Source organism: Mycobacterium sp. EPa45 (assembly GCF_001021385.1).
Taxonomy (GTDB): Bacteria; Actinomycetota; Actinomycetes; order Mycobacteriales; family Mycobacteriaceae; genus Mycobacterium.
The window spans coordinates 3,306,672-3,325,383 of record NZ_CP011773.1 but is presented as its reverse complement, the minus strand read 5'-3'; the positions used below and the strand labels follow the sequence as shown (position 1 = coordinate 3,325,383).

The following is an 18,712-nucleotide window of genomic DNA, read 5'->3' as shown; positions in this document are numbered from 1 at the left end:
AGACAGGTCCCCGTGCACATCGACGGATCGATAGCAGTGATCACCGGAGCGGGCTCGGGTATCGGCAGGGCCATTGCGGTGGCACTGGCAGCGGCCGGTTCCTCGGTCGTGGTCGGTGACGTCCATGCCGACACGGTCGCCGAGACGGCCGCAGTGACCGGGGGCGTCGGGGTGGCGGCAGACGCCTCGAGCGTCGACGGTATCGCCACCCTCCTCGACACCGCACGCAACGCGTTCGGACCGGTAGACATCTTCGTCGCCAATGCCGGCATTGCCGGCGAATCCGGACTCGGCGACGATGAAGCGGCGTGGGATCGGATCATCGATGTAAACCTGCGCGCCCACATCCGTGCAGCGAAAGCTCTTGTGCCGGAATGGCTTGAGCGCGGTAGCGGACACTTCGTCGCCGTCGCGTCGGCCGCCGGCCTGCTCACTCAGCTGGGCGCGGCACCGTACAGCGTGACCAAGCATGCCGCCGTCGGGTTCGCCGAATGGTTGTCCATTTGCTACGGAGACAAGGGGATTGGCGTGAGCTGCGTATGCCCGATGGGGGTGGACACTCCACTATTGCGCGGCATGGCCGAATCGCCGGATGACGAGATCCGACTGGCGGGTGCCTCCGTCACCAGTGCGGGCGCCGTGATCGACCCGGACGCCGTGGCCGCCCTCGTCGTCCAGGCCATCGCCGATGGCACGTTCCTGGTGCTGCCGCATCCCGAGGTGCTGACCATGTACCGGCAGAAGGGCGCCGACTATGGGCGCTGGATCGCCGGGATGCGCCGATTCCGGAACACCCTGGGGTAGCCGGTCTCGCCGATAACGTTTCGAGCACGACGGCGCGGGGTAAAAACGCGCCAACGTCGAAGTAAGCCGGCGTCGGACCGCGAGACGAAGGAAACCTCATGATTCCGTTCATCTGCCCGACCTGCGGGCAACTCGACATCGACAGCCCCGACTGTGCGTCGTGCGCGATCCCGACAGGCCAAGAGGCCGCCTGACCTCGCCGGAGATCCGCGGCCGGAGGATCCGCTTTCAGTTTGTCCGCGCGAGGTGAATCGTCAGTTCTACCTTGGTCCTTCGCCGATCGCGACGATGAAGGCCGACGCGGTCGGGCAATTCCTCGACTGGGTGCCAGCGCAAAGTCAGCGGTGCAGGTTCCACTGGCCGACATCGGAGGCCAGGGCGTCGTTCACATCGACTTCGAGGCCGCCGACCAGCGGACCGGGGTTCGACGCCGTGCTCACGATGCGCTGATAGAGGACGGCAGCGGGATGGACTCGGTTGCCCGACCAGGCCTTGGTCTGCCAGGCCCAGACACGGCCGGGCGTGCTCGACCGTCCGATCACGCCATCCGCCAAGGCCCACTGACACACGTCGATGCCGCCGTAGACCCCGGTGCGCTGCACTCCGAGCACGGAGTTGATGCCGCGAAACCATTGCAGTGCAACGCGATTCCAAGTGTCACGACTGATGTCCTCGTCGATGGTGAAGAAGACCGGCGCGCTCTGGCCACCGCCCGCGGCGGTGTGCAGCTGCCAGGCGGCGCGCGCGTCCGCGATGCCGCCGGCGTAGCCGCGCAGGAAGTCCGACGGCGCCGTACCGCCCGGCTTTCCGTACTGATAGTTGCTGACGATCACCAGGCCCGCGGCGGTCAGGGACTGGGCGTAGGGCAGAGTTATCGGCTTGGCGCCGAAAGAGGAGCCCGGACGCGATGTCGAGACGTAGTTAACGACACCCGCGTGGCCCGCAGCGCGGATGTGCTCGGCAGGGATCTGTTTGGCGGCGAAGTCGATCAGTGTGGGAGCCGCGGCGGCCGCCTCGGGAGTGCCCCAACACAGCGAAGCGGCACCAAGGCCGGCCAACGCACCGGCATAGCGCAGCGCGTCGCGCCGATTGACCGCACGGCTGGCATCGGGCAAATCATGCACCCGCGCGATGTTAACGATGTGACTGCTGTTAACGGTGGAACCACGCTGATCGAGTCCGGTATCGACTCAAGATGAGTTCGGATCGTTACCCGCCCGTGGCGGCACGATGTCGGCAGGGGATACCCCCGCATGCGGTTAACCCGGCGGCGTCCAGCGGACAGGTAGTCGCTTGATGCCGTGAAGGAACGCCGACGACAAGATGGCCGGTTCGTCGACAGCGGCGATATCGGGGATTTGGCGGTGCAACTCTTCGAACAGCACCCGGATCTCGCGCCGCGCCAGGTTGGCGCCCAGGCAGAAGTGCGCTCCACCACCGCCGTAACCGAAGTGGGGGTTGGGATTTCGGGTGACGTCGAACAACCATGGATTGTCAAACGTGGCTTCGTCGCGGTTGGCCGAGTTGTACCACATCGAAACCTTGTCGCCGGCCTTCATGCGTACGCCGCCGAGTTCGACGTCCTGTCTCAGATTGCGTCGCATGAAGATCACCGGACTGGCCCACCGGACGATCTCCTCGACGGCGGTGGGCGCGACGGCGTCGAAATCGGCCCACCACGTCGCCCGCGCGTCGGGATACCGGCTCAATGCGACCATGCCGTGGCTGATGGCGTTGCGGGTGGTCTCGTTACCGGCCGCGGACAACAGCATGAAGAACGAAGCGATCTCCGCAGACGACAGCTGCTCGCCGTCGACCTCCGCCGAAACCAGGCTGGAGGTCAGATCGTCAGCGGGAGCCGCGCGGCGGGACTCGGCCAACTCGACGCCGTAAGCAGCGAGATCCAGTATCACCTGAATCACCTCGTCGTGGTCGGAGGACACTTCTTCGTCACCGATTCCCAGGGCGACCGATGTCCAGTGGAAGACCTTCTGCTGGTCCGCTTCGGGGATGCCCATCATGTCGCAGATGATCTGCAGCGGAAACGGACCCGACAGGTATTCGACGAAGTCCGCCTCTCCGTCGGGGTGGTTGGTCACCATGTCGCTCACCAGCTGCCGCGCCCGCTGTCGCACGCTCTCATCGATGCGGGCCACCATCTTGGGGGTGAACGCCCGATTGACTATCGATCGAAGGCGGTGGTGGCGCGGGTCATCGAGGTTGATCATCGACCCGCTGAACTCCGCAACCGCGGGGTCGATTTCGCTCAACGACACGCTGGTGGGGACCGAGCTGAACACTTCGGGGTGTCGGCTCGCATGGTGCACATGGTCGTACGACGTCAGCGCCCAGTGCCCGGGACCCGACTCGAATCCGGCTACCGTCGCGGCCTCGAAGAACGCCACGGGCGCTTCCCGGCGCAGCGTGGCGAATGCGCCGTCACGGCGGTCGTCGTCCCATCGCCAGAAATCGAGGGAGCCCAGGTCGATGTCACTCAAGGGGATGTCGGGCGGTGGCGTGCCGTTTGCACGGTGCGCGATACCCCAGTCGAGTGTGGTCATAGTGTCCTCCCGGTCCGCCGTGCCCGTCCTCGTCCACGATCAAGGACCCACCACGCGCGGGATTGGGTAGTTCACTACTCAATTCTGGAATCAACGCCAGGTCCGCCAGGGACACCGGGATGCCCCATGCCACTCAGGAGCCGCCCGAGGGCCGGATATTAACGGCGTTTAATCGCCCGACAAGCGGCAACCATGTGGTGATGGCCGAAATTGTGTCGCACCCCAGAATTCCCGGTTCGGCCGAGCGACGTATTTCGCTGCCGCCGGGCGGATAGGTTCGAACTCGTGGTCGACGATGGGGAAGGCCCTGCATTCACCGGACAAAGCTGGCGCGAGCTGGTGGGTAGGGTGCATGCAGAACTCGACGAGCTGGTGGCGGCTCGCGACCGCATGGAACAACTGGTTCGGCTCATCGTAGAGATTGGCTCTGATCTGGATCTCGATGTGACACTGCGGCGGATCGTCACCGCCGCGATGGAGCTCACCGATGCGAAGTACGGGGCGCTCGGTATCCGCGCGGCGGACGGAATTTTGATCTCGTCCGTCCGTGAGGGGATCGACGCGGACACAGCGCGCCGGCTGGCCGATCTGCCGGTGGGTACGGGCCTTCGGATTGCTGATGTACAGGCTTCGCCAGCGACTGCTCAACTGCACGCACATGCCCCGTGGATGCGAACGCTGTTGGGTCTGCCGATCACCGTGCGCGACAATGATTTCGGCACGCTCTATCTGATCGACGACCGGCCCGACCGGGTGTTCGCCCCCTTCCAAGAGACTGCAGTGCGGGCATTGGCCACCGCAGCGGCCGCCGCGATCGACAACGCGAGACTTTTCGAGCGGGCGCGTGAATCGGCGAAATGGATGACGGCCAGCCGCGAGATCACTGCTGCGCTCCTATCCGGTGATCCGCAGACAAGGCCGTTGCAGCTCATCGTCAACCGGGCGCTTGAGTTGGCCGACGCCGAGCAGGCGATCTTGCTGGTCCCGGCCGAGCCCGATCTGGTCGGCGACGAGGTCGACGCCCTCGTCGTGGCCGCGACAGCGGGTCGGTACTCCTCGGAAGTGATTGGCCGGCAGGTCCCGATGGACGGCTCCACCACGGGCAGTGTTGCGCGTCGTGGTGAGCCGCTCATTACGGATTCATTCCAGTATCCGATTGAGGGGTTCACCGACGTTGGTGATCGCTCGGCGATCGTCATGCCCCTGATCGCCGATGATGTGGTGCTCGGAGTGATCGCTGTCGCGCGTCGCCCTCATCAACCCGCTTTCGACGATGCCTACTTGGATCTGGTCAGCGATTTCGCTCGTCACGCCGCCATTGCACTGGCGCTGGCTGCGGGTCGTGAACACGCTCTCAATCAGGAGCTCGCCCGGGCCGACACCGTCGGCGGCGCCTTGCTCGCCGCGGCCGAGGAACTGCGTCGACTGTGGCGTGCCCGCCGAGTTCTGACGGTCACCTTTCCGACATACGGGTCGCCATCGGAAACCGCGTATGGCGAGCCGCACGTCGCGGCGGCCGGCGGGTCAGTGCGTTGGGGTGATCTACCGGCTGACACCCAACAGATCCTCGTGTCATTGCGTGACGGAGATTTCTTGACGCCGAATGCTGTGCAGTCCGGAGCCGCGGGCATCGCGCTGCAACATCCGGATGGGGTGCTCGTGGTCTGGATCGAGCTCAGTGAGCAGCGGCAGTTCACCCTCGAGGACCAGACTTTGTTGACCGTGCTCGCCGGCCGTCTCGGGCAGGGGCTGCAGCGGGTGCACCGGGTCGATCAGCAGCGTGAAACCGCATTAGCGCTGCAACATGCGATCCTCGGACCCTCCGACTTACCAAGCGGTTTCGCGGTGCGTTACCAGGCTGCGAGCCGTCCGCTCCAGGTGGGTGGCGACTGGTACGACATCGTCTCCCTCGATGACGGGCGCATCGCGTTGGTGGTCGGCGACTGTGTCGGCCACGGCTTGCCCGCGGCCACAGTGATGGGGCAGATCCGCAGCGCCTGCCGAGCGCTGCTGTTCGAGAATCCCAGCCCGGCAGTCGCGTTGGCGGGGCTGGATCGCTTCGCGGCTCGACTACCCGGCGCCCAGTGCACCACGGCGGTGTGTGCGGTGCTCAACCCTGATACCGGCGAGTTGGTCTACTCCAGTGCCGGACATCCGCCGCCGATCGTGGTGGCCCCCGACGGCACCACTCAAATGCTGGACGGTGGCCACACCATCGCATTGGGAATCCGACACGATTGGCCCCGCCCTGAAGCGCGCATCACTCTGCCTGCCCGTGCCAGCCTCGCGCTCTACACCGACGGGCTGGTCGAACGCCGCAGCAGCCCACTCGAGGATGGCATTTCCCGCGCTGCGGGCCTCATTCGCGACGGGCAAGCTTTGGTCCTGGACGATCTCGCGGACCATGTCATGTCCAGTCTCGCGCCGAGCGATGGTTATCAGGACGACGTCGTGTTCCTCCTTTACCGCCAGCCGGCCGCCTTGGAGCTGGAGTTTCCAGCCGAGGCCGATCGTCTGGCCGGGACTCGTATTGTCCTGCGCGACTGGCTATCCCGGGCGGGAATGAAGCCTCGCCAAGCCATGAACGTGCTCATCGCCACCGGTGAAGCCGTTGCCAACGGGATTGAGCACGGTTACCGGGACGGCCCTGGAGGAACAATCCGCCTGACCGCAACAGCCAAGGCCGACCAGGTCCAGTTGGACGTCGTCGACAAGGGCTCATGGAAGCCCGCGCAACCCGCAGGCCACTCCAACCGCGGCCGGGGCATCGCCTTCATGCGAGAGCTCATGGATGATGTCGCCATCACTCACGACGCCTGGGGAACAGCAATTCACCTATCCGTGAGGATCATCTGATGGCCACACCGCTCACCCTCGATAGCGCATGCCGTAGCGACGGGACATTCGTCTTGACCGCGGTGGGAGAGATCGATATGAGCAATGTTGCCGCGTTCAACGAAGGCCTTACCGCCGCGATCACCGAGTCCGCAGGCGGTGATGCGAGGCTCACCGTCGATCTCAGCGCCGTGAAGTACTTGGACAGCACCGCGATAACCACCTTGTTCAGCAACGCTGACCGCATCGCGATCCTTGCTCACCCACATCTGATGGACGTCTTCACAGTCAGCGGTTTGACCGAGCTGGTCACCATTGAACCTGCACCAGAGCCGTCGTAGATCCCTGAGAAGCGGGGCGGACTATTGCGTTGACGACAGGGGATAACCTCGTCGCACCGCCCGGTCGAGAATGCCCAACGTCGCGCGCAATGCCGGTTCGCCGACGATGGGAAAGATCTTGGCGTCACGCCAATGCGGATCGATCTCGGACCAGTCGTAGAACGACGTGACGGCCGTACCGCCGTCCGTGGGTTCCAATCGGTAGCCGTAAACATGCCCGATGTCCGGCTTGAGTTGACCGAAGATCGTCCAGGCGATCAGCCGGTCCTGTTCAAACTGCGTGATCGACACGGTGACGTCGTACTTGCCCAACGGATAATCATTGAGCGATTCGCGGTCCATGTGCACAACAAAGGTGTCGCCGACGGCACGAACCGGCTGCCCGTCGGCGTCCTGCAGCATGCCGGTGGCGTCGATCGCGACGTGACCTTGCGGATCGCACAGCACCGCGAAGATGTCCGCGGCCGGCGCGGGGATGGTTCGTTGTACCTCGATGAGTTCGGTCACGACATCGATCCTGCCACGGAGAACTAGGGGATGGGGCGGCACCGGTTCGATCCGGGTAAGGGCCGAGCTCCGTCGATTTCGCGGTTCGCGCTGCGATGAGTGAGGTCCGATGCCATCAGCAATTACAGCTGGGACATCCGGGCACCTCGTCGCCTGCACGACCTGAATGTTCAGATCAGTTGGGCCACACAAGATTTGGTACAGACGCGGATGGCTGATCCGACGGCGCCGATCGAGGCGTTGGCGACAATCGGGCAATTGCCGCCAGCCCGGGAACCAATATGGCCACAGGACGTTGTAAACAGTGAGGTCGAAAGTTTTTCAGTGTTCGTGTTTTACGCACGCTCGCGCAGAACTTGGTGCGGGCGTCTTTTCTTGTTGCAGGACAACTCGGAAGCAGCCGTCTATACCGATCGGCCGCCGGCTCGCACAGTGCGGGCGGGAATCCTGACAAGGAGAAAGAAAATGACACAGGGAACTGTGAAGTGGTTCAATGCCGAAAAGGGCTTTGGATTCATCACGCGGGCCGAGGGTCCGGACGTGTTCGTCCACTATTCCGAGATCGACGGCGGCGGTTTCCGCAGCCTCGAGGAGAATCAGCAGGTCGAGTTCGAGGTCACTCAAGGCGCGAAGGGCCTGCAGGCAAGTCGCGTCCGCGCACTCTGACCGGCGATCACGCGATCAGGTGAGTTGCACCCGCCCGGCGCGGGTGCAACTGCCCAGGCACAGTTGTCTGCCCTACTTCTCTAGATATCTCAGGGGCGCAGAACCTCGCCTGCGGTAGTTCACATGACCAAGGACACCCCACTAATGGCCGTTACCGATATTGCTTGTTATACGCACTTGAGCCCCAACGATATCCGCGAACTGGGTGACGAGCTCGACGCGATCCGCCGCGACATCGAGGAGTCGCTCGGCGCACAGGATGCTGCTTACATTCGGCGCACCATCATGTTCCAACGAGTGCTCGCGCTCGGCGCGCGGCTGCTGATCGCGGGAAGCCGATCGAACCTCGGCTGGGTCCTGGGGACCGCTGCGCTGGCGTATGCCAAGAGCGTTGAGAATATGGAAATCGGCCACAATGTGTCTCATGGCCAATGGGATTGGATGAACGATCCGGAGATTCACTCGACCGCGTGGGAGTGGGATATGGTCGCGCTCTCCGCCCAGTGGAGGACCTCGCATAACTATCGACACCATGTCTTTACCAACGTGCTCGGCGAGGACGGGGACCTTGGATTCGGAGTCATGCGAGTAACCCGCGATCAGCCGTGGAAACCACGGTACCTGTTGCAGCCACTCCAAAATCTCTTTCTGGCCCTGTTGTTCGAATGGGGTATCGCCCTGCACGGGGTCGATCTGGATCGCGATCGAACAGAGACCAAGGCCCAAACAAAGGCGCTGGCGGGCAAAGTAATACGTCAATCGCTCAAAGACTACGTGATGGTGCCGGCGCTCAGCGGGTCCCGGTGGCGTCGAACCCTCGGGGCAAATGTGGTCGCCAACCTGCTTCGCAACCTATGGGCGTACATGGTGATCTTTTGTGGGCACTTCCCGGATGGAACGCAGAAGTTCACCCGCGACGTCCTCGAGCATGAATCCCGGCCCGAGTGGTATTTGCGGCAGATGTTGGGCTCGGCGAACTTCAAGGCCGACCGGTTGCTGGCATTCTCGAGCGGAAATCTCTGTTACCAGATCGAGCACCACCTGTTCCCCGACTTGCCGAGCAGTCGCTTGGCCGAGATCGCCGACCGGGTACGTCCGCTCGTTGCCAAGTACGGCCTCCCGTACAACACGGGTTCGCTTTCACACCAGTATCTTTCGACGCTGCGGACGATCCACAGGCTCGCATTGCCGGATCGCTTGCCAGATAGCCGCGAATCCTTGGCGAACAATTCGCAAATGCTGGTACCAGTTTCGGCGACATGACTTCGCGGCAGATGCGACTTGTCACGCGCTCCACCACCGAATGAGCCCAGGCGAGACACCTCGCCTGGGCTCATTCGTCGACCTGGAGCCAGCGCTTCGCTGGCATGGGGGATAGCGGGTTAGGCGCCTGCGTTACGAGCCGTCACGGCTGCTGCCGTTGTTCGAGCGGTGGACTGCGCGATGGGCGTTGCCACGGCATCGGTTTCGTGATGGGCTGCCGGTGTCTGGCCGTCGGACGCAGACAGATCCTTGCTTTTCTGTGCGGCCAGCACCTCGACGAGTAGGGCCTGGTCGTACTCGGCCTCAGCAGCCTGGGCCCTCTTGCGTGCCTCTTCCACTCCGCGTTGAGCCTTGCTTCGTGCCCTGCGCAGCGGTTCACGCTGTTCGGCCGACGTCTTGATCGCACGCTTGAGTTCGGCCTGCTGGTCGACCGCGGCTTGCAGCGCAGCCTCGTCGGAGCTGCGTCGTTCGGCATTGTGCTCGAGCCGTTCCAACACGAGGGACAAATGACTCTCGGCCTGCGCCGCCGCTTCCTGTGCGGCCCGCCACTTGGCGCGCGGCTCGTCCAGGGCGGCGTGGTCGACCTCCAAGTCGGCGTTGGCGTGCGTAGTTGTCATGTCGGGACGTTCCCTTGGGTCTGAGGCTGTCATGTGTGACTCATTTCTTCGTCGGAGGTGTGGCGCACCCGGCGCACAGTGGCGATCAGCGACTCGTGGATTGTCGGCGCCGATGCTGACAGGGGTTCCCCGTATGCGACATTGCAACCGTTGGGCGCCCGCAGTGACGGGGACGGCGCGTTCGCCGCATACCCAACGCCCGGTCTGGCGCTAGCGGCTGCGGTGTAGTCCTGACGCCGAACGGGCACCACAAGGTCGTGGTGAATCTGGCCGACTGGTTCCTGACCGACGATGAGCGAGGGAACCCCGCCGCGCGCATACCAGCGTGGTCGGAAGGCAACCGTGCCGAGCCGCTGATACACGGTGCCAATTACTTTGAGCGGCTCGCCGCCGAAGCAGAGGTCCTACGGGCGGGGGACTACGTCTTCTTCACCGACTGGCGCGGCGATCCCGACGAACTGTTGCGCGATGACGGACCCACCATCCGTGAGTTGTTCTGTCACGCCGCACAACGGGGAGTGGTGGTGAAGGGGCTGGTGTGGCGGTCTCACCTGGACAAGTTTCAGTACAGCGAGGAGGAGAATCAGCACCTGGGCGAGGCCATTGAAGAGGCGGGCGGCGAGGTGCTGTTGGATCAGCGCGTACGGGTGGGCGGATCGCATCACCAGAAGCTGGTCGTGATTCGCCATCCGGACGAGCCGCATCGAGATATCGCGTTCGCCGGCGGCATCGACCTGTGCCATTCTCGCCGCGATGACGAGTCGCACGACGGTGACCCGCAGGCGGTGCAAATGGCCAAGTCTTACGGGGACCGTCCGCCGTGGCATGACGTGCAGCTGCAGATCCGCGGCCCCGCTGTGGGCGCCCTCGACACAGCTTTCCGAGAACGCTGGAATGATCCAGCACCGCTGGACATGTTGTCGCCGGTCGCCTGGGTGATGGACAAAGTGCGCGGTGCGGATCTCTCGCCTGGCCGCCTACCCGAGCAACCACCGGATCCGCCGGCGTGCGGACCTCATGCAGTGCAGGTGCTGCGTACCTACCCAGACGCGCATTTCCAGTACGACTTCGCGCCCAACGGAGAGCGCAGCATCGCGCGTGCGTACAACAAAGTGGTGCCCCGCGCCCGACGAATCATCTACGTCGAGGATCAGTACCTGTGGTCGGTACGGGTGGCCAAGTTGTTCGCCAAAGCACTGCAAGACAACCCCGACCTCCATCTCGTGGCCGTGATTCCGCGTCATCCCGACGTCGACGGTCGACTGCAATTGCCCCCGAACTTGGTCGGTCGCTGGCAGGCCATTGCGACATGCCAGGCCGCAAGTCCGGAACGTGTCCACATCTTCGACGTCGAGAATCACCGTGGCACACCGGTGTATGTGCACGCGAAAGTCTGCGTGATCGACGACATCTGGGCATGCGTCGGCAGCGACAACCTCAATCGACGGTCATGGACCCACGACAGCGAATTGTCATGCGCAGTCCTCGATTCCGATGGGATCTTCGCTCGCGACTTGAGGCTGCGACTGTTACGGGAACATCTGGACCGACCGGCCGACGGCAGCGAGGACGGAAATCTGGTCGATCCGGTCACAGCGATACGTGACATCACCAGCACGGCGGAAGCGCTGGACGCGTGGTACGCGTCGGGCTGCCAGGGGACCAGGCCGCCGGGCCGGTTGCGGCCGCACAAGCCAGAGCGTCTGGGCTGGCCAACCCGCGTCTGGGCAGAACCCCTCTACCGGTTGATTTATGACCCCGACGGGCGCTCGTACCGCGACCGACTGCGCGGCCGACTGTAGAGTAGTTAGCAGTCGTTGCCCGCCTGTAGGAGAACGTTTTTCAGGCGCGGTGCCGGCGAGGCGTGGATGTCGTAACCGGGATTGTCGTCAGCCCAAGCGATTTCAAAGCAGTCGCGAAACCCTGCCTGGGTAACGGCTTCGCTGTCTGAGTGCTCTTCCACCCACCCGTCGAGCGTGCTCTTGCAGCCCACGAGGTTGACGTTGCCGAATTTCACGGCGGAGGCGGGTGGCCCTGTCGAGCCGTCGGAACTAGGCGGGTGGCTGGATTTGTGCCACTCGATGAGATCGCGCACGGCTACCAGGTGGCATGGCTGCCCTGATGTTGGCGCGACGGAGGTCTCCTGCGCGACTGTGCTCGACGCGGCCACCGGCCTCGGTGACGGCGCCGCGGACTCGGGGCCGGTGCAGGATACGAGGACTAGGGGTGCGACACCGGTAACCAGGGTCCACACGATGCGCAACATTCGCCGGAGTCTACGGACAGTGGTCCGGGACTGCCGAGGGGACTCACACCTGGGGCTCAGTTCGCCTCTCAGCTGAACACATCGTTGAGTGTGACGGTCTGCAGGCCCCGGCTGGTGATGATGTCGAGCAGCTGCGGGTAGGTGTGCATGACCGGCGGCAGATTGGCGTGGCTCAGGATGATCTGCTGCGGCTGGAATGACTGTTGGGCGAAGCCCACGAGTTGGCGCTCATCGACCGGTCTCGAGTCGCCGATCGTGCCGCTCCAGAGCGTGATCGTGGTGTAGCCCAGGTCCGCGGCAACGCGGTCGGTGTCGGGGGTGTGGGCTCCGTACGGCGGGCGAAAGTATGGGGTGCCGTCGGTGCCGAAGGTGTTGCGGAGGAAATCGGCATTTCGTCGGACCTGATCGGCCACCGCGTCGAGCCCGATGCGGGTGAGGTTGGGATGGCTCCACGTGTGATTGCCCACCTGGATTTGCCCCGATTCCACCATCGGCGCGAGGAGCGGCGCGTTGACCGACCACGACTTGTTCACACCGTTGGGAAAGAACGTCAGTCGCACCCCGCTGTCCCGGCAGAACTGGGCGTAGGCGGCCACTACCGCCGAGTTGGTGCCGTCGTCGACGGTCAGGGCCAACTGGTTGCCCTCACCGGGCAGGCGGGTCAAGACGCTCGGCGCGGGAACCTGTGCGTTGGCTGGATGAGTGATGTCGGCCCGCGCCGTTGCTCGACTCGTCGCGGCAGCGGCAAGGACACCAATTGCAATGGCGCGCAACATAGTGCGCCTGTCGGGCTGCGCCACGGCGTGAAGGGTAGGGGTGCTTCCTTGCGAGAAGCTGAACCGCAGCTGTCGACTTGGTGGGTACCGCAGTCACAGATTTGGGCGCTCAAATAACGCTGTGGCTTAGTGGTTTTGAGCCGGCGTCCCGGCCGGTTTCGCCACCGAACACCAAGAGCAGAGGTATCCGACGATGATGTCGAACGATCCACACCCGGCCGCACATTTGCACGACATGGCAGTTGACGAGGCGATCTCGAATCGGGATCGCCATTCGCGATTGAAGGTGTTGGGGATGATCGTGGGCATGGGCGCTGTCCTGGCCGCTGCGTCCTACACCGTGATCCACGACGATACGAGCGTCGGGGGACCCACCGTTCCCGGCGGCGGCAGTGTCATCGTTGCGGGTGGCAATCACAACAAGACGTTCGCGCCGCCGAGCGTCCCAGGCATGAACATGGGCGGGACGGTCACGGAGACGACGCCAACCGATGTGCTGCCGGTGGAAAAGGCCGCGCCTGCCATCCGAGGCGCGCACTGACCTCGTCCGGCGCCCCAAAGTCCACGTTCGGTCTCGCCGAGAGAGGGCTAAGCGACCTGCCGCAGAAGTTCACTCCAATGGCACGGGCGTGAAGGTGACGTCGACGGCGCCTACGGTCATCGTCACCTGACCTTCCATCACCATCACCTGCGCCGAGACCCGTCGATCGACAGTCTGGGCCAGTTGCTGCACCGGTGCGTGCGGAATCTGCACCACCGACAGGTTCGGCAACCCCGCCACTTTGGGTCCCACGGTGCGCCACCAGGTGGCCACGCCGACGGCGAACGGGAACAGCAGCACATGGTCTGCTTGGCCGGCCGCCTTGCCCAAGGCGCGTTCATCGGGCTGACCCACGTTGATCCACTCCAGGATCCGGCCGGTGTAGTCCGCGAGCCGCAGGTCCGGTACGCCGGGGGTGGACAGGCCCGCCCCGAACGCCAACTCACCGTCGACGTCGCTGAGCCGGTGTGCGCGCAGCCCAAACGCCAACAACCGCACCACCATCCGTTCATCGGTCTCACTGGGATGGCGCGCCACGGTCAGTGTGTGATCGGCGTAGTAGCCGTGATCGACGTCGGAGACGCCAAGTTCGACTTTGAACACTGTTGAGGAAAGAGCCACGTCATAGTGTCCACCCTGGCGGTGTTCCCCGAGCGAAAGATGACAGCTTCATTGAGACCGAACACTCAGCGTCACGGGGAGCGGTCGACGCCGACCTAACTTGACATAAGATATGTTATCTGGCACTCAGTTCTGCGTGGGCGGTCGAAAGGCATGTCACAGGGGTGGCTTCTCGTCGCTAAGGAGCCCGTAGAGGGGGTTGAGTTCAGCGGCGGAGCGGGTCTCGGTGCCAGCGCCATCGACGTAGCGTTGTGACGTGACCATGGATTCGTGGCCCATGAGCTTCATCAGGGTGTAGACGCTGACGTTGGCGTTGGCGAGTTCGGTGGCGAAGGTGTGGCGCAAGCCGTGAACCAGTGCGCCGGAGGCTCGTTCACCGTTGATGCCGGCCTTCTTGAAGGCCCGCAGAATCCGGTATTGCAGCGTTCCGCGGGTGATGCGGTCCCCGTCGGCACCGACGAAGAGGGGAGCGGTCGGGGAGAAGCTGCTGGGCGCCTTGGTGCTGGATGTTCGTCGGCGGGTCTGGGGAAATCGGTTGGCCCACGTCCGAAGGTAGTCGTCGAGAACGTCGAGCAGCTCTGGGCCAATGGGGAGTCGACGGTCCTTGTTGCCCTTGCCTCGGACGTGCAGTACGGCGCCGTCGTCGGTGCGGCGAATGTCGCCGACGTTGGCGTTCAGTAGCTCGTCGGCTCTGAGCCCGGCCAGTAATGAGGTGAAGACGATGGCGCGGTCACGCTCGGACCAGTCACTGGCACGGGTAGAACCGTGATCGGCGTCGATCGCTGCAACCAAATCAGTGACGGCGCTGGCGGGGTAGCTCTTGGGTAGGGACTTCGGCACCTTGGGGCGGCCGATGAGCGGCATGGGGTTGGCGTCGAGCAACTCGGCGGTGAAGAGGAACGTGCACAGGGTGTTCCACGTCGACCAGCAGCGTCGGATCGACGCCGCCGAATGGGTCTCGGCGTAGGCAGCGAACGCCGAACGCATTCTGTCCTTTGTCAATTCGTGGATGCAGAGGTCCGAGACGGCGTCGGCGGACCCCGCCATCAACACGGCGATCGCCTCGAAATCCTGGCGATAGGCTTTGGAGGTGTGGGGCGAGGGCTTGCGGATGGCACGATCAGCGAGGAAGTCGGCGAACCACCCAGGAAGGACGACTGCGGGCGGCTTCGACGGAACGGATCCAGGCACCGACTCAGATTGTCAGATGGTCATGGATAACAGTCGTTATCCATGACTAGCTCCTCCAGGGATGAATCATGGGTCCGAGCCCGGTATCGATTGTCTGCGCTGTGGTGTGATCGCGGAAGCCGCCAACGACGTCATCGTCGAGCCCTGGTCGGCTGCGCTGCGTCTGCTGATGCGCCGCGCCGCCGACCGTCACCAGATCGCCGACACCGCAGCCATTGACACCCTGGCGCAGGTCATCCCGTAAATGGCGGCCTACCGGTCACTCACCCAACGCAAACCCTTCGAGTTGGCGTTCCTCACCGCGCTGGTCGACGACGTCCTCCTGCCCGCACTCTCCATCGCACCGCCAACGAAGGAAGACCGCTCGTGAAGTATCGACCACTCGGGTCCACCGGGGTCCGCAGCCCGCGGTGGTCACCACGTCCGTCGCAGCGGTGTGCAGCTGTGTGGGTTCGGCCGCATCCGGGGTTTGCGCTGGACCCGTGGTGGCGGGTCTGACCGTTTAACCTCCTGGTGTGCACCGTTCGTCGATGTTCAAGCTGGTCGGGTTGGTCGCCGTGGCGGCGTTTATCGGAGGATGCGACGCGACGTCCGCCGGTCCGCCGACGACGTCGAGCACCGCCGAGGTGGTGCCACCCCTGGATCCGGCGATGGGCCTGCCGGCCAACGCCGTCGAGGACGCCGTCGGCATGCTCCACGGCATCGCCGACGAGCTCTTGAAGGCCTCGGGGGTTCCCGGCATGGCGGTCGCCGTGGTGCACGGTGGAAAGACGGTGTACGCCAGGGGTTTCGGCGTGAAGGATGTTTGCAATGGGGATGCACCGGGCAACAGGGTCGATCCGGATCCGGTGTTTCAGCTGGCGTCGCTGTCGAAGTCGCTGAGTTCGACCGTCGTCGCCCACCAGGTGGGGGCGGCTGCGGTCTCGTGGAACACCCCGGTGGTGGAGAAGCTTCCGTGGTTCGCGCTCGCCGACCCCACCGTGACGAGGATGGTGACGGTCGGTGACATGTTCGCGCACCGCTCGGGGCTGCCTGATCAGGCGGGCGATCTGCTGGAGGACCTGGGTTACGACCGCGCCCACGTGCTCGAACACCTGCGTCAGTTGCCGCTGGGCGAGTTCCGGACGTCGTATGAGTACACCAATTTCGGGTTGACCGCTGGTGCCGAGGCGGTGGCCGTCGGTGCGGGCACGTCGTGGGAGAGCCTGTGCCAAGAAGTGCTGTACGGCCCGCTGGGCATGACGATTTGAGTGCGGGTCTTGACCAGGTCGTCGCGGTGCTCGACGATCGCGGGGAGCGCAGTGATGGTCGCGTCGGCGACCGCGGAGCTCAACCTGGACGCTGTGCGCGCGACGACCGCAACGCTGACGGCGTCGGCATCGTCGTTCTTGGGTCCGTGGCCAGTCGAGAGCATCCGTACACGCCTACCAAAACGACACCACAGCAGGGCGGGACAGTCTGCTGGTGTGTGACACCGCCGAGATGGCCGCCGCGCTCAACCAACGCATCCACCGTCAACACGTCGACCGCGGCGCGGAAACCGTCAGCGCGATGGGTGGGCAGCAGATCGGGGTGGGGGAGCTGATCCTCAGCCGCCGCAACGACCCCACCATCGAATTCCACGCATCCAGCCCCAACCTCGAATCGCTGCCCTCGGTGCGCAACGGCAACCGCTGGCGCGTCGCCCACGTCGACCCGGCCACGAAGCGGGTTGCCGCGCAACGCCTCGACGACGGCGCCCGCGCCGTCCCCTGGCCGTGACACTGGGACTGCTGCCAACCATCGTCTGGTTATGGCCGTGCGCCATCGACGTCGCGATAGCGCAGGCAACACTGTGCCTACTATCGCTCAACAGGCGGACGGCCGGCGAATCCCATCGTGCTGGGACCGCTGCCACCGGGTCGAATGACCGCACCCAACGGCCAAAGGCCGAGAGAACGCCCCATGACGGTGCGCGTGTAAGCGACGGCGCCGGTGAGGAGCGCCTGGCCATCGCGCCGCCGAGGGGTACCGCTGGCGCCGCGGTGATCGCCGCGGGAGACCCGGCAGTGGTGGCGCGGTGGACGCCGATCGCGGAAACCCTCGTACGGCAGGGCATCACAAGCAAGACAGTGGGTTGGTCGCGACCATCCTCGCGCAGCGAGAAGCCGGCATGCCGCCGAGCACGATCGGACGCGCGCACAAGGTGCACCACACGACGGTCGGCCGGATCCTCGCGGCGGCCGACGAGCTCACGCCATAGCGGGAACTGGACGTCGGAGCGCCATCGAACACTAAGGCCCGAGAAGTACTGTCAGCTCGCGTTGAAGCAATAGACTCCGCTAGTGCACCGGAACCTCTCTGAGTTGGAGGCAGTTCCGGCCGACATCGTCGATCTCCCAACGTCGCATTGTCTGTGTCAACAGCGGTCCTTCCGGGTTCGAGCGGCGCCGCGGAGTCTTCGCGGTTTGGCCGGAAGCGGGTCGACGCAAAGCACATGTGGACGGATCCGATCATCGTCGCCGGCGCGTGGATCTTGGCTATTTATTCCATGAGAAGCTACTCACGCGCAAGAAGTCAAGAAGAGTCGTCATGGCGGCCTCAAACCGCCGGTCGCCGGATCAGGTACGCGAATTCGATTCCCCGACAAAGCTGTCCGAAAGCATGCAGCAGCGGTAGCGAGAGATGCGGTCGGCCGGCACGAATCGTAGATTGCCCTGAAACGGTTCGGTATCAACGGCTTTCGCCGGCATCGGCCGGAGGTTCACCACGTATGGCATCGACGCCAGCAGCTCGATCGAACCGCGCCGTCAAGTCGGCGAAAGATTGCAGATCTCGGGGCCGAAGACTGGCATAGCTCAACACCACGTGTGCCGCCAAAATGTCGACACTGTCGATCACGCTGCGCTGAGTGAGGAAACGGAGGATGCCGAGCTTGTGGGCATACCTTCGACGTCCCATATCGGAGTCGACACGGCGCGCTCTCAGCCGATTTCGCGATCCTAGTAGTCGTCCCGGTCCCCATCGCGGGGCCAACCGCATCGCTTCGCCCATGAGGAATGATCGATGCGGCGGCCAATAAGATGGTCGGCGGGCTGGTGCTGCTCCTGTGTCCATCCAACCTGACGAACAGGGTGGAGACTTGGCAGGCGTCGGTGTAGATCATCGGTTTGCCGTCGACGTCACCCGGTTGGTTGAGGAGGCGGTTGGCGAAGGTCTGGGACTGCGGTCCACTCTGTCCGTTACTGCCCAGATATCGAGCGCGACTTCGACTCTGGGCCGTGGCCAATCCTCCACGGTTCGCTGCATCCCAGGGAAGTGCTGCGGCCATCATCAGGACCCGCTCGCGCTGTGCGCCTCCGGCGCCCTTGGTGTCCTTGGGCCGAGGCTTCGACGCCGTCGCGGGCCGTCGTCAACTTGCGCCACCCATCGCGGTACTCGCGCCCCCTCAGAATCCCGGAAACTGTCCGGTGCCCTGATTGAGCGCCCGTCAGATGACTTGATAACCGATACGGCGAGCCTCGACGGCGAGTCGGCCACACAGGTCGGGGTAAGGAAACAACCGGCTGCATCGGCGTCGCCGAGCGAGCCGGCGCGAACAGCGCCACACACGCCCCCGCGAAACGGCTGTTGTAGCGCCCTCCATCAAGGTCTGGAAACGCCCTTACCGCCGCGTGCCCACTGCTAGGCAACCGCATGCGGCGCTGTCGAGATCGCGAACGTGCCCCGGCGCGGGTCGCGCAC

General features: G+C 64.3%; 18 protein-coding genes and 1 pseudogene. 11 read left to right on the top strand and 8 right to left on the bottom strand.

Annotation, left to right across the window (positions count from 1 at the left end; all coding sequences use genetic code 11):
• The first annotated feature begins 12 nt into the window (after positions 1-12).
• A complete protein-coding gene (locus tag AB431_RS15895; protein WP_047330748.1) occupies positions 13-804 on the top strand; it encodes an SDR family oxidoreductase in 792 nt (263 codons plus the stop codon).
• Positions 805-1,142: 338 nt separating this feature from the next.
• On the opposite strand, the gene AB431_RS15890 is transcribed toward AB431_RS15895, so the two are convergent.
• Positions 1,143-1,928 (bottom strand): DUF1906 domain-containing protein, encoded by a 786-nt coding sequence (locus AB431_RS15890; protein WP_047330747.1) that lies wholly within the window; start codon positions 1,926-1,928, stop codon positions 1,143-1,145.
• A gap of 135 nt (positions 1,929-2,063) precedes the next feature.
• Positions 2,064-3,365: a cytochrome P450 gene (locus tag AB431_RS15885; protein WP_047330746.1), complete on the bottom strand. Its 1,302-nt coding sequence runs from the start codon at positions 3,363-3,365 to the stop codon at positions 2,064-2,066.
• Between the two features lie 285 nt (positions 3,366-3,650).
• Here AB431_RS15885 and AB431_RS15880 point away from each other — a divergent pair, with 285 nt between their 5' ends.
• Together AB431_RS15880 and AB431_RS15875 are read left to right on the top strand one after the other, a co-directional pair.
• A complete protein-coding gene (locus AB431_RS15880; RefSeq protein ID WP_047330745.1) occupies positions 3,651-6,221 on the top strand; it encodes a SpoIIE family protein phosphatase in 2,571 nt (856 codons plus the stop codon).
• The gene (locus tag AB431_RS15875; protein WP_047330744.1) at positions 6,221-6,541 is read left to right on the top strand and encodes an STAS domain-containing protein; all 321 of its coding nucleotides are present in this window, start codon (positions 6,221-6,223) and stop codon (positions 6,539-6,541) included. The genes AB431_RS15880 and AB431_RS15875 overlap by 1 nt, the downstream gene beginning before the upstream one ends.
• A 21-nt stretch (positions 6,542-6,562) precedes the next feature.
• On the opposite strand, the gene AB431_RS15870 is transcribed toward AB431_RS15875, so the two are convergent.
• Positions 6,563-7,048 (bottom strand): SRPBCC family protein, encoded by a 486-nt coding sequence (locus AB431_RS15870; protein WP_047330743.1) that lies wholly within the window; start codon positions 7,046-7,048, stop codon positions 6,563-6,565.
• Positions 7,049-7,513: 465 nt separating this feature from the next.
• Here AB431_RS15870 and AB431_RS15865 point away from each other — a divergent pair, with 465 nt between their 5' ends.
• Positions 7,514-7,714 (top strand): cold-shock protein, encoded by a 201-nt coding sequence (locus tag AB431_RS15865; RefSeq protein WP_047330742.1) that lies wholly within the window; start codon positions 7,514-7,516, stop codon positions 7,712-7,714.
• Positions 7,715-7,858: 144 nt separating this feature from the next.
• Entirely contained in the window at positions 7,859-8,977 is a 1,119-nt protein-coding gene (locus tag AB431_RS15860; protein WP_047333467.1) for a fatty acid desaturase, read from the top strand.
• 119 nt (positions 8,978-9,096) lie between these two features.
• Here AB431_RS15860 and AB431_RS15855 read toward each other — a convergent pair whose 3' ends face one another.
• Positions 9,097-9,594 carry a hypothetical protein gene (locus tag AB431_RS15855; RefSeq protein ID WP_047330741.1) on the bottom strand — a complete coding sequence of 166 codons (498 nt, stop codon included), beginning with the start codon at positions 9,592-9,594 and terminating at the stop codon, positions 9,097-9,099.
• 257 nt (positions 9,595-9,851) lie between these two features.
• Here AB431_RS15855 and AB431_RS15850 point away from each other — a divergent pair, with 257 nt between their 5' ends.
• Positions 9,852-11,396: a phospholipase D-like domain-containing protein gene (locus AB431_RS15850; protein WP_082135694.1), complete on the top strand. Its 1,545-nt coding sequence runs from the start codon at positions 9,852-9,854 to the stop codon at positions 11,394-11,396.
• 5 nt (positions 11,397-11,401) lie between these two features.
• Here the strand turns inward: AB431_RS15850 and AB431_RS30445 are convergent, their stop codons facing one another.
• Both AB431_RS30445 and AB431_RS15840 read right to left on the bottom strand, forming a co-directional pair.
• Positions 11,402-11,860, bottom strand: coding sequence for a hypothetical protein (locus AB431_RS30445; RefSeq protein WP_144418271.1), 459 nt, complete (start codon positions 11,858-11,860; stop codon positions 11,402-11,404).
• Between the two features lie 68 nt (positions 11,861-11,928).
• Complete coding sequence (locus tag AB431_RS15840; RefSeq protein WP_082135693.1) at positions 11,929-12,660, bottom strand: polysaccharide deacetylase family protein; 732 nt, start codon at positions 12,658-12,660, stop codon at positions 11,929-11,931.
• A gap of 211 nt (positions 12,661-12,871) precedes the next feature.
• Between AB431_RS15840 and AB431_RS15835 the strand changes: the two genes are divergently transcribed.
• Positions 12,872-13,177 carry a hypothetical protein gene (locus tag AB431_RS15835; protein WP_144418270.1) on the top strand — a complete coding sequence of 102 codons (306 nt, stop codon included), beginning with the start codon at positions 12,872-12,874 and terminating at the stop codon, positions 13,175-13,177.
• 69 nt (positions 13,178-13,246) lie between these two features.
• On the opposite strand, the gene AB431_RS15830 is transcribed toward AB431_RS15835, so the two are convergent.
• Complete coding sequence (locus tag AB431_RS15830; RefSeq protein ID WP_047330737.1) at positions 13,247-13,798, bottom strand: YaeQ family protein; 552 nt, start codon at positions 13,796-13,798, stop codon at positions 13,247-13,249.
• Positions 13,799-13,954: 156 nt separating this feature from the next.
• Positions 13,955-14,989, bottom strand: a complete 1,035-nt coding sequence (locus AB431_RS15825; protein WP_047330736.1) for a tyrosine-type recombinase/integrase — start codon at positions 14,987-14,989, stop codon at positions 13,955-13,957.
• 61 nt (positions 14,990-15,050) lie between these two features.
• Here AB431_RS15825 and AB431_RS30440 point away from each other — a divergent pair, with 61 nt between their 5' ends.
• The 4 genes and pseudogenes from AB431_RS30440 (at position 15,051) to AB431_RS15810 (ending at position 16,750) form a co-directional block, all read left to right on the top strand.
• Entirely contained in the window at positions 15,051-15,233 is a 183-nt protein-coding gene (locus AB431_RS30440) for a hypothetical protein (protein WP_137144054.1), read from the top strand.
• Positions 15,234-15,359, top strand: a complete 126-nt coding sequence (locus AB431_RS31445) for a hypothetical protein (RefSeq protein ID WP_255353495.1) — start codon at positions 15,234-15,236, stop codon at positions 15,357-15,359. It begins immediately after the preceding gene.
• A 160-nt stretch (positions 15,360-15,519) separates the two neighbouring features.
• Positions 15,520-16,230 (top strand): annotated as a pseudogene (locus tag AB431_RS15815) (serine hydrolase domain-containing protein); the annotation flags it as partial.
• 223 nt (positions 16,231-16,453) lie between these two features.
• Positions 16,454-16,750 carry a hypothetical protein gene (locus tag AB431_RS15810; protein ID WP_047330735.1) on the top strand — a complete coding sequence of 99 codons (297 nt, stop codon included), beginning with the start codon at positions 16,454-16,456 and terminating at the stop codon, positions 16,748-16,750.
• Positions 16,751-18,712: the final 1,962 nt, after the last annotated feature.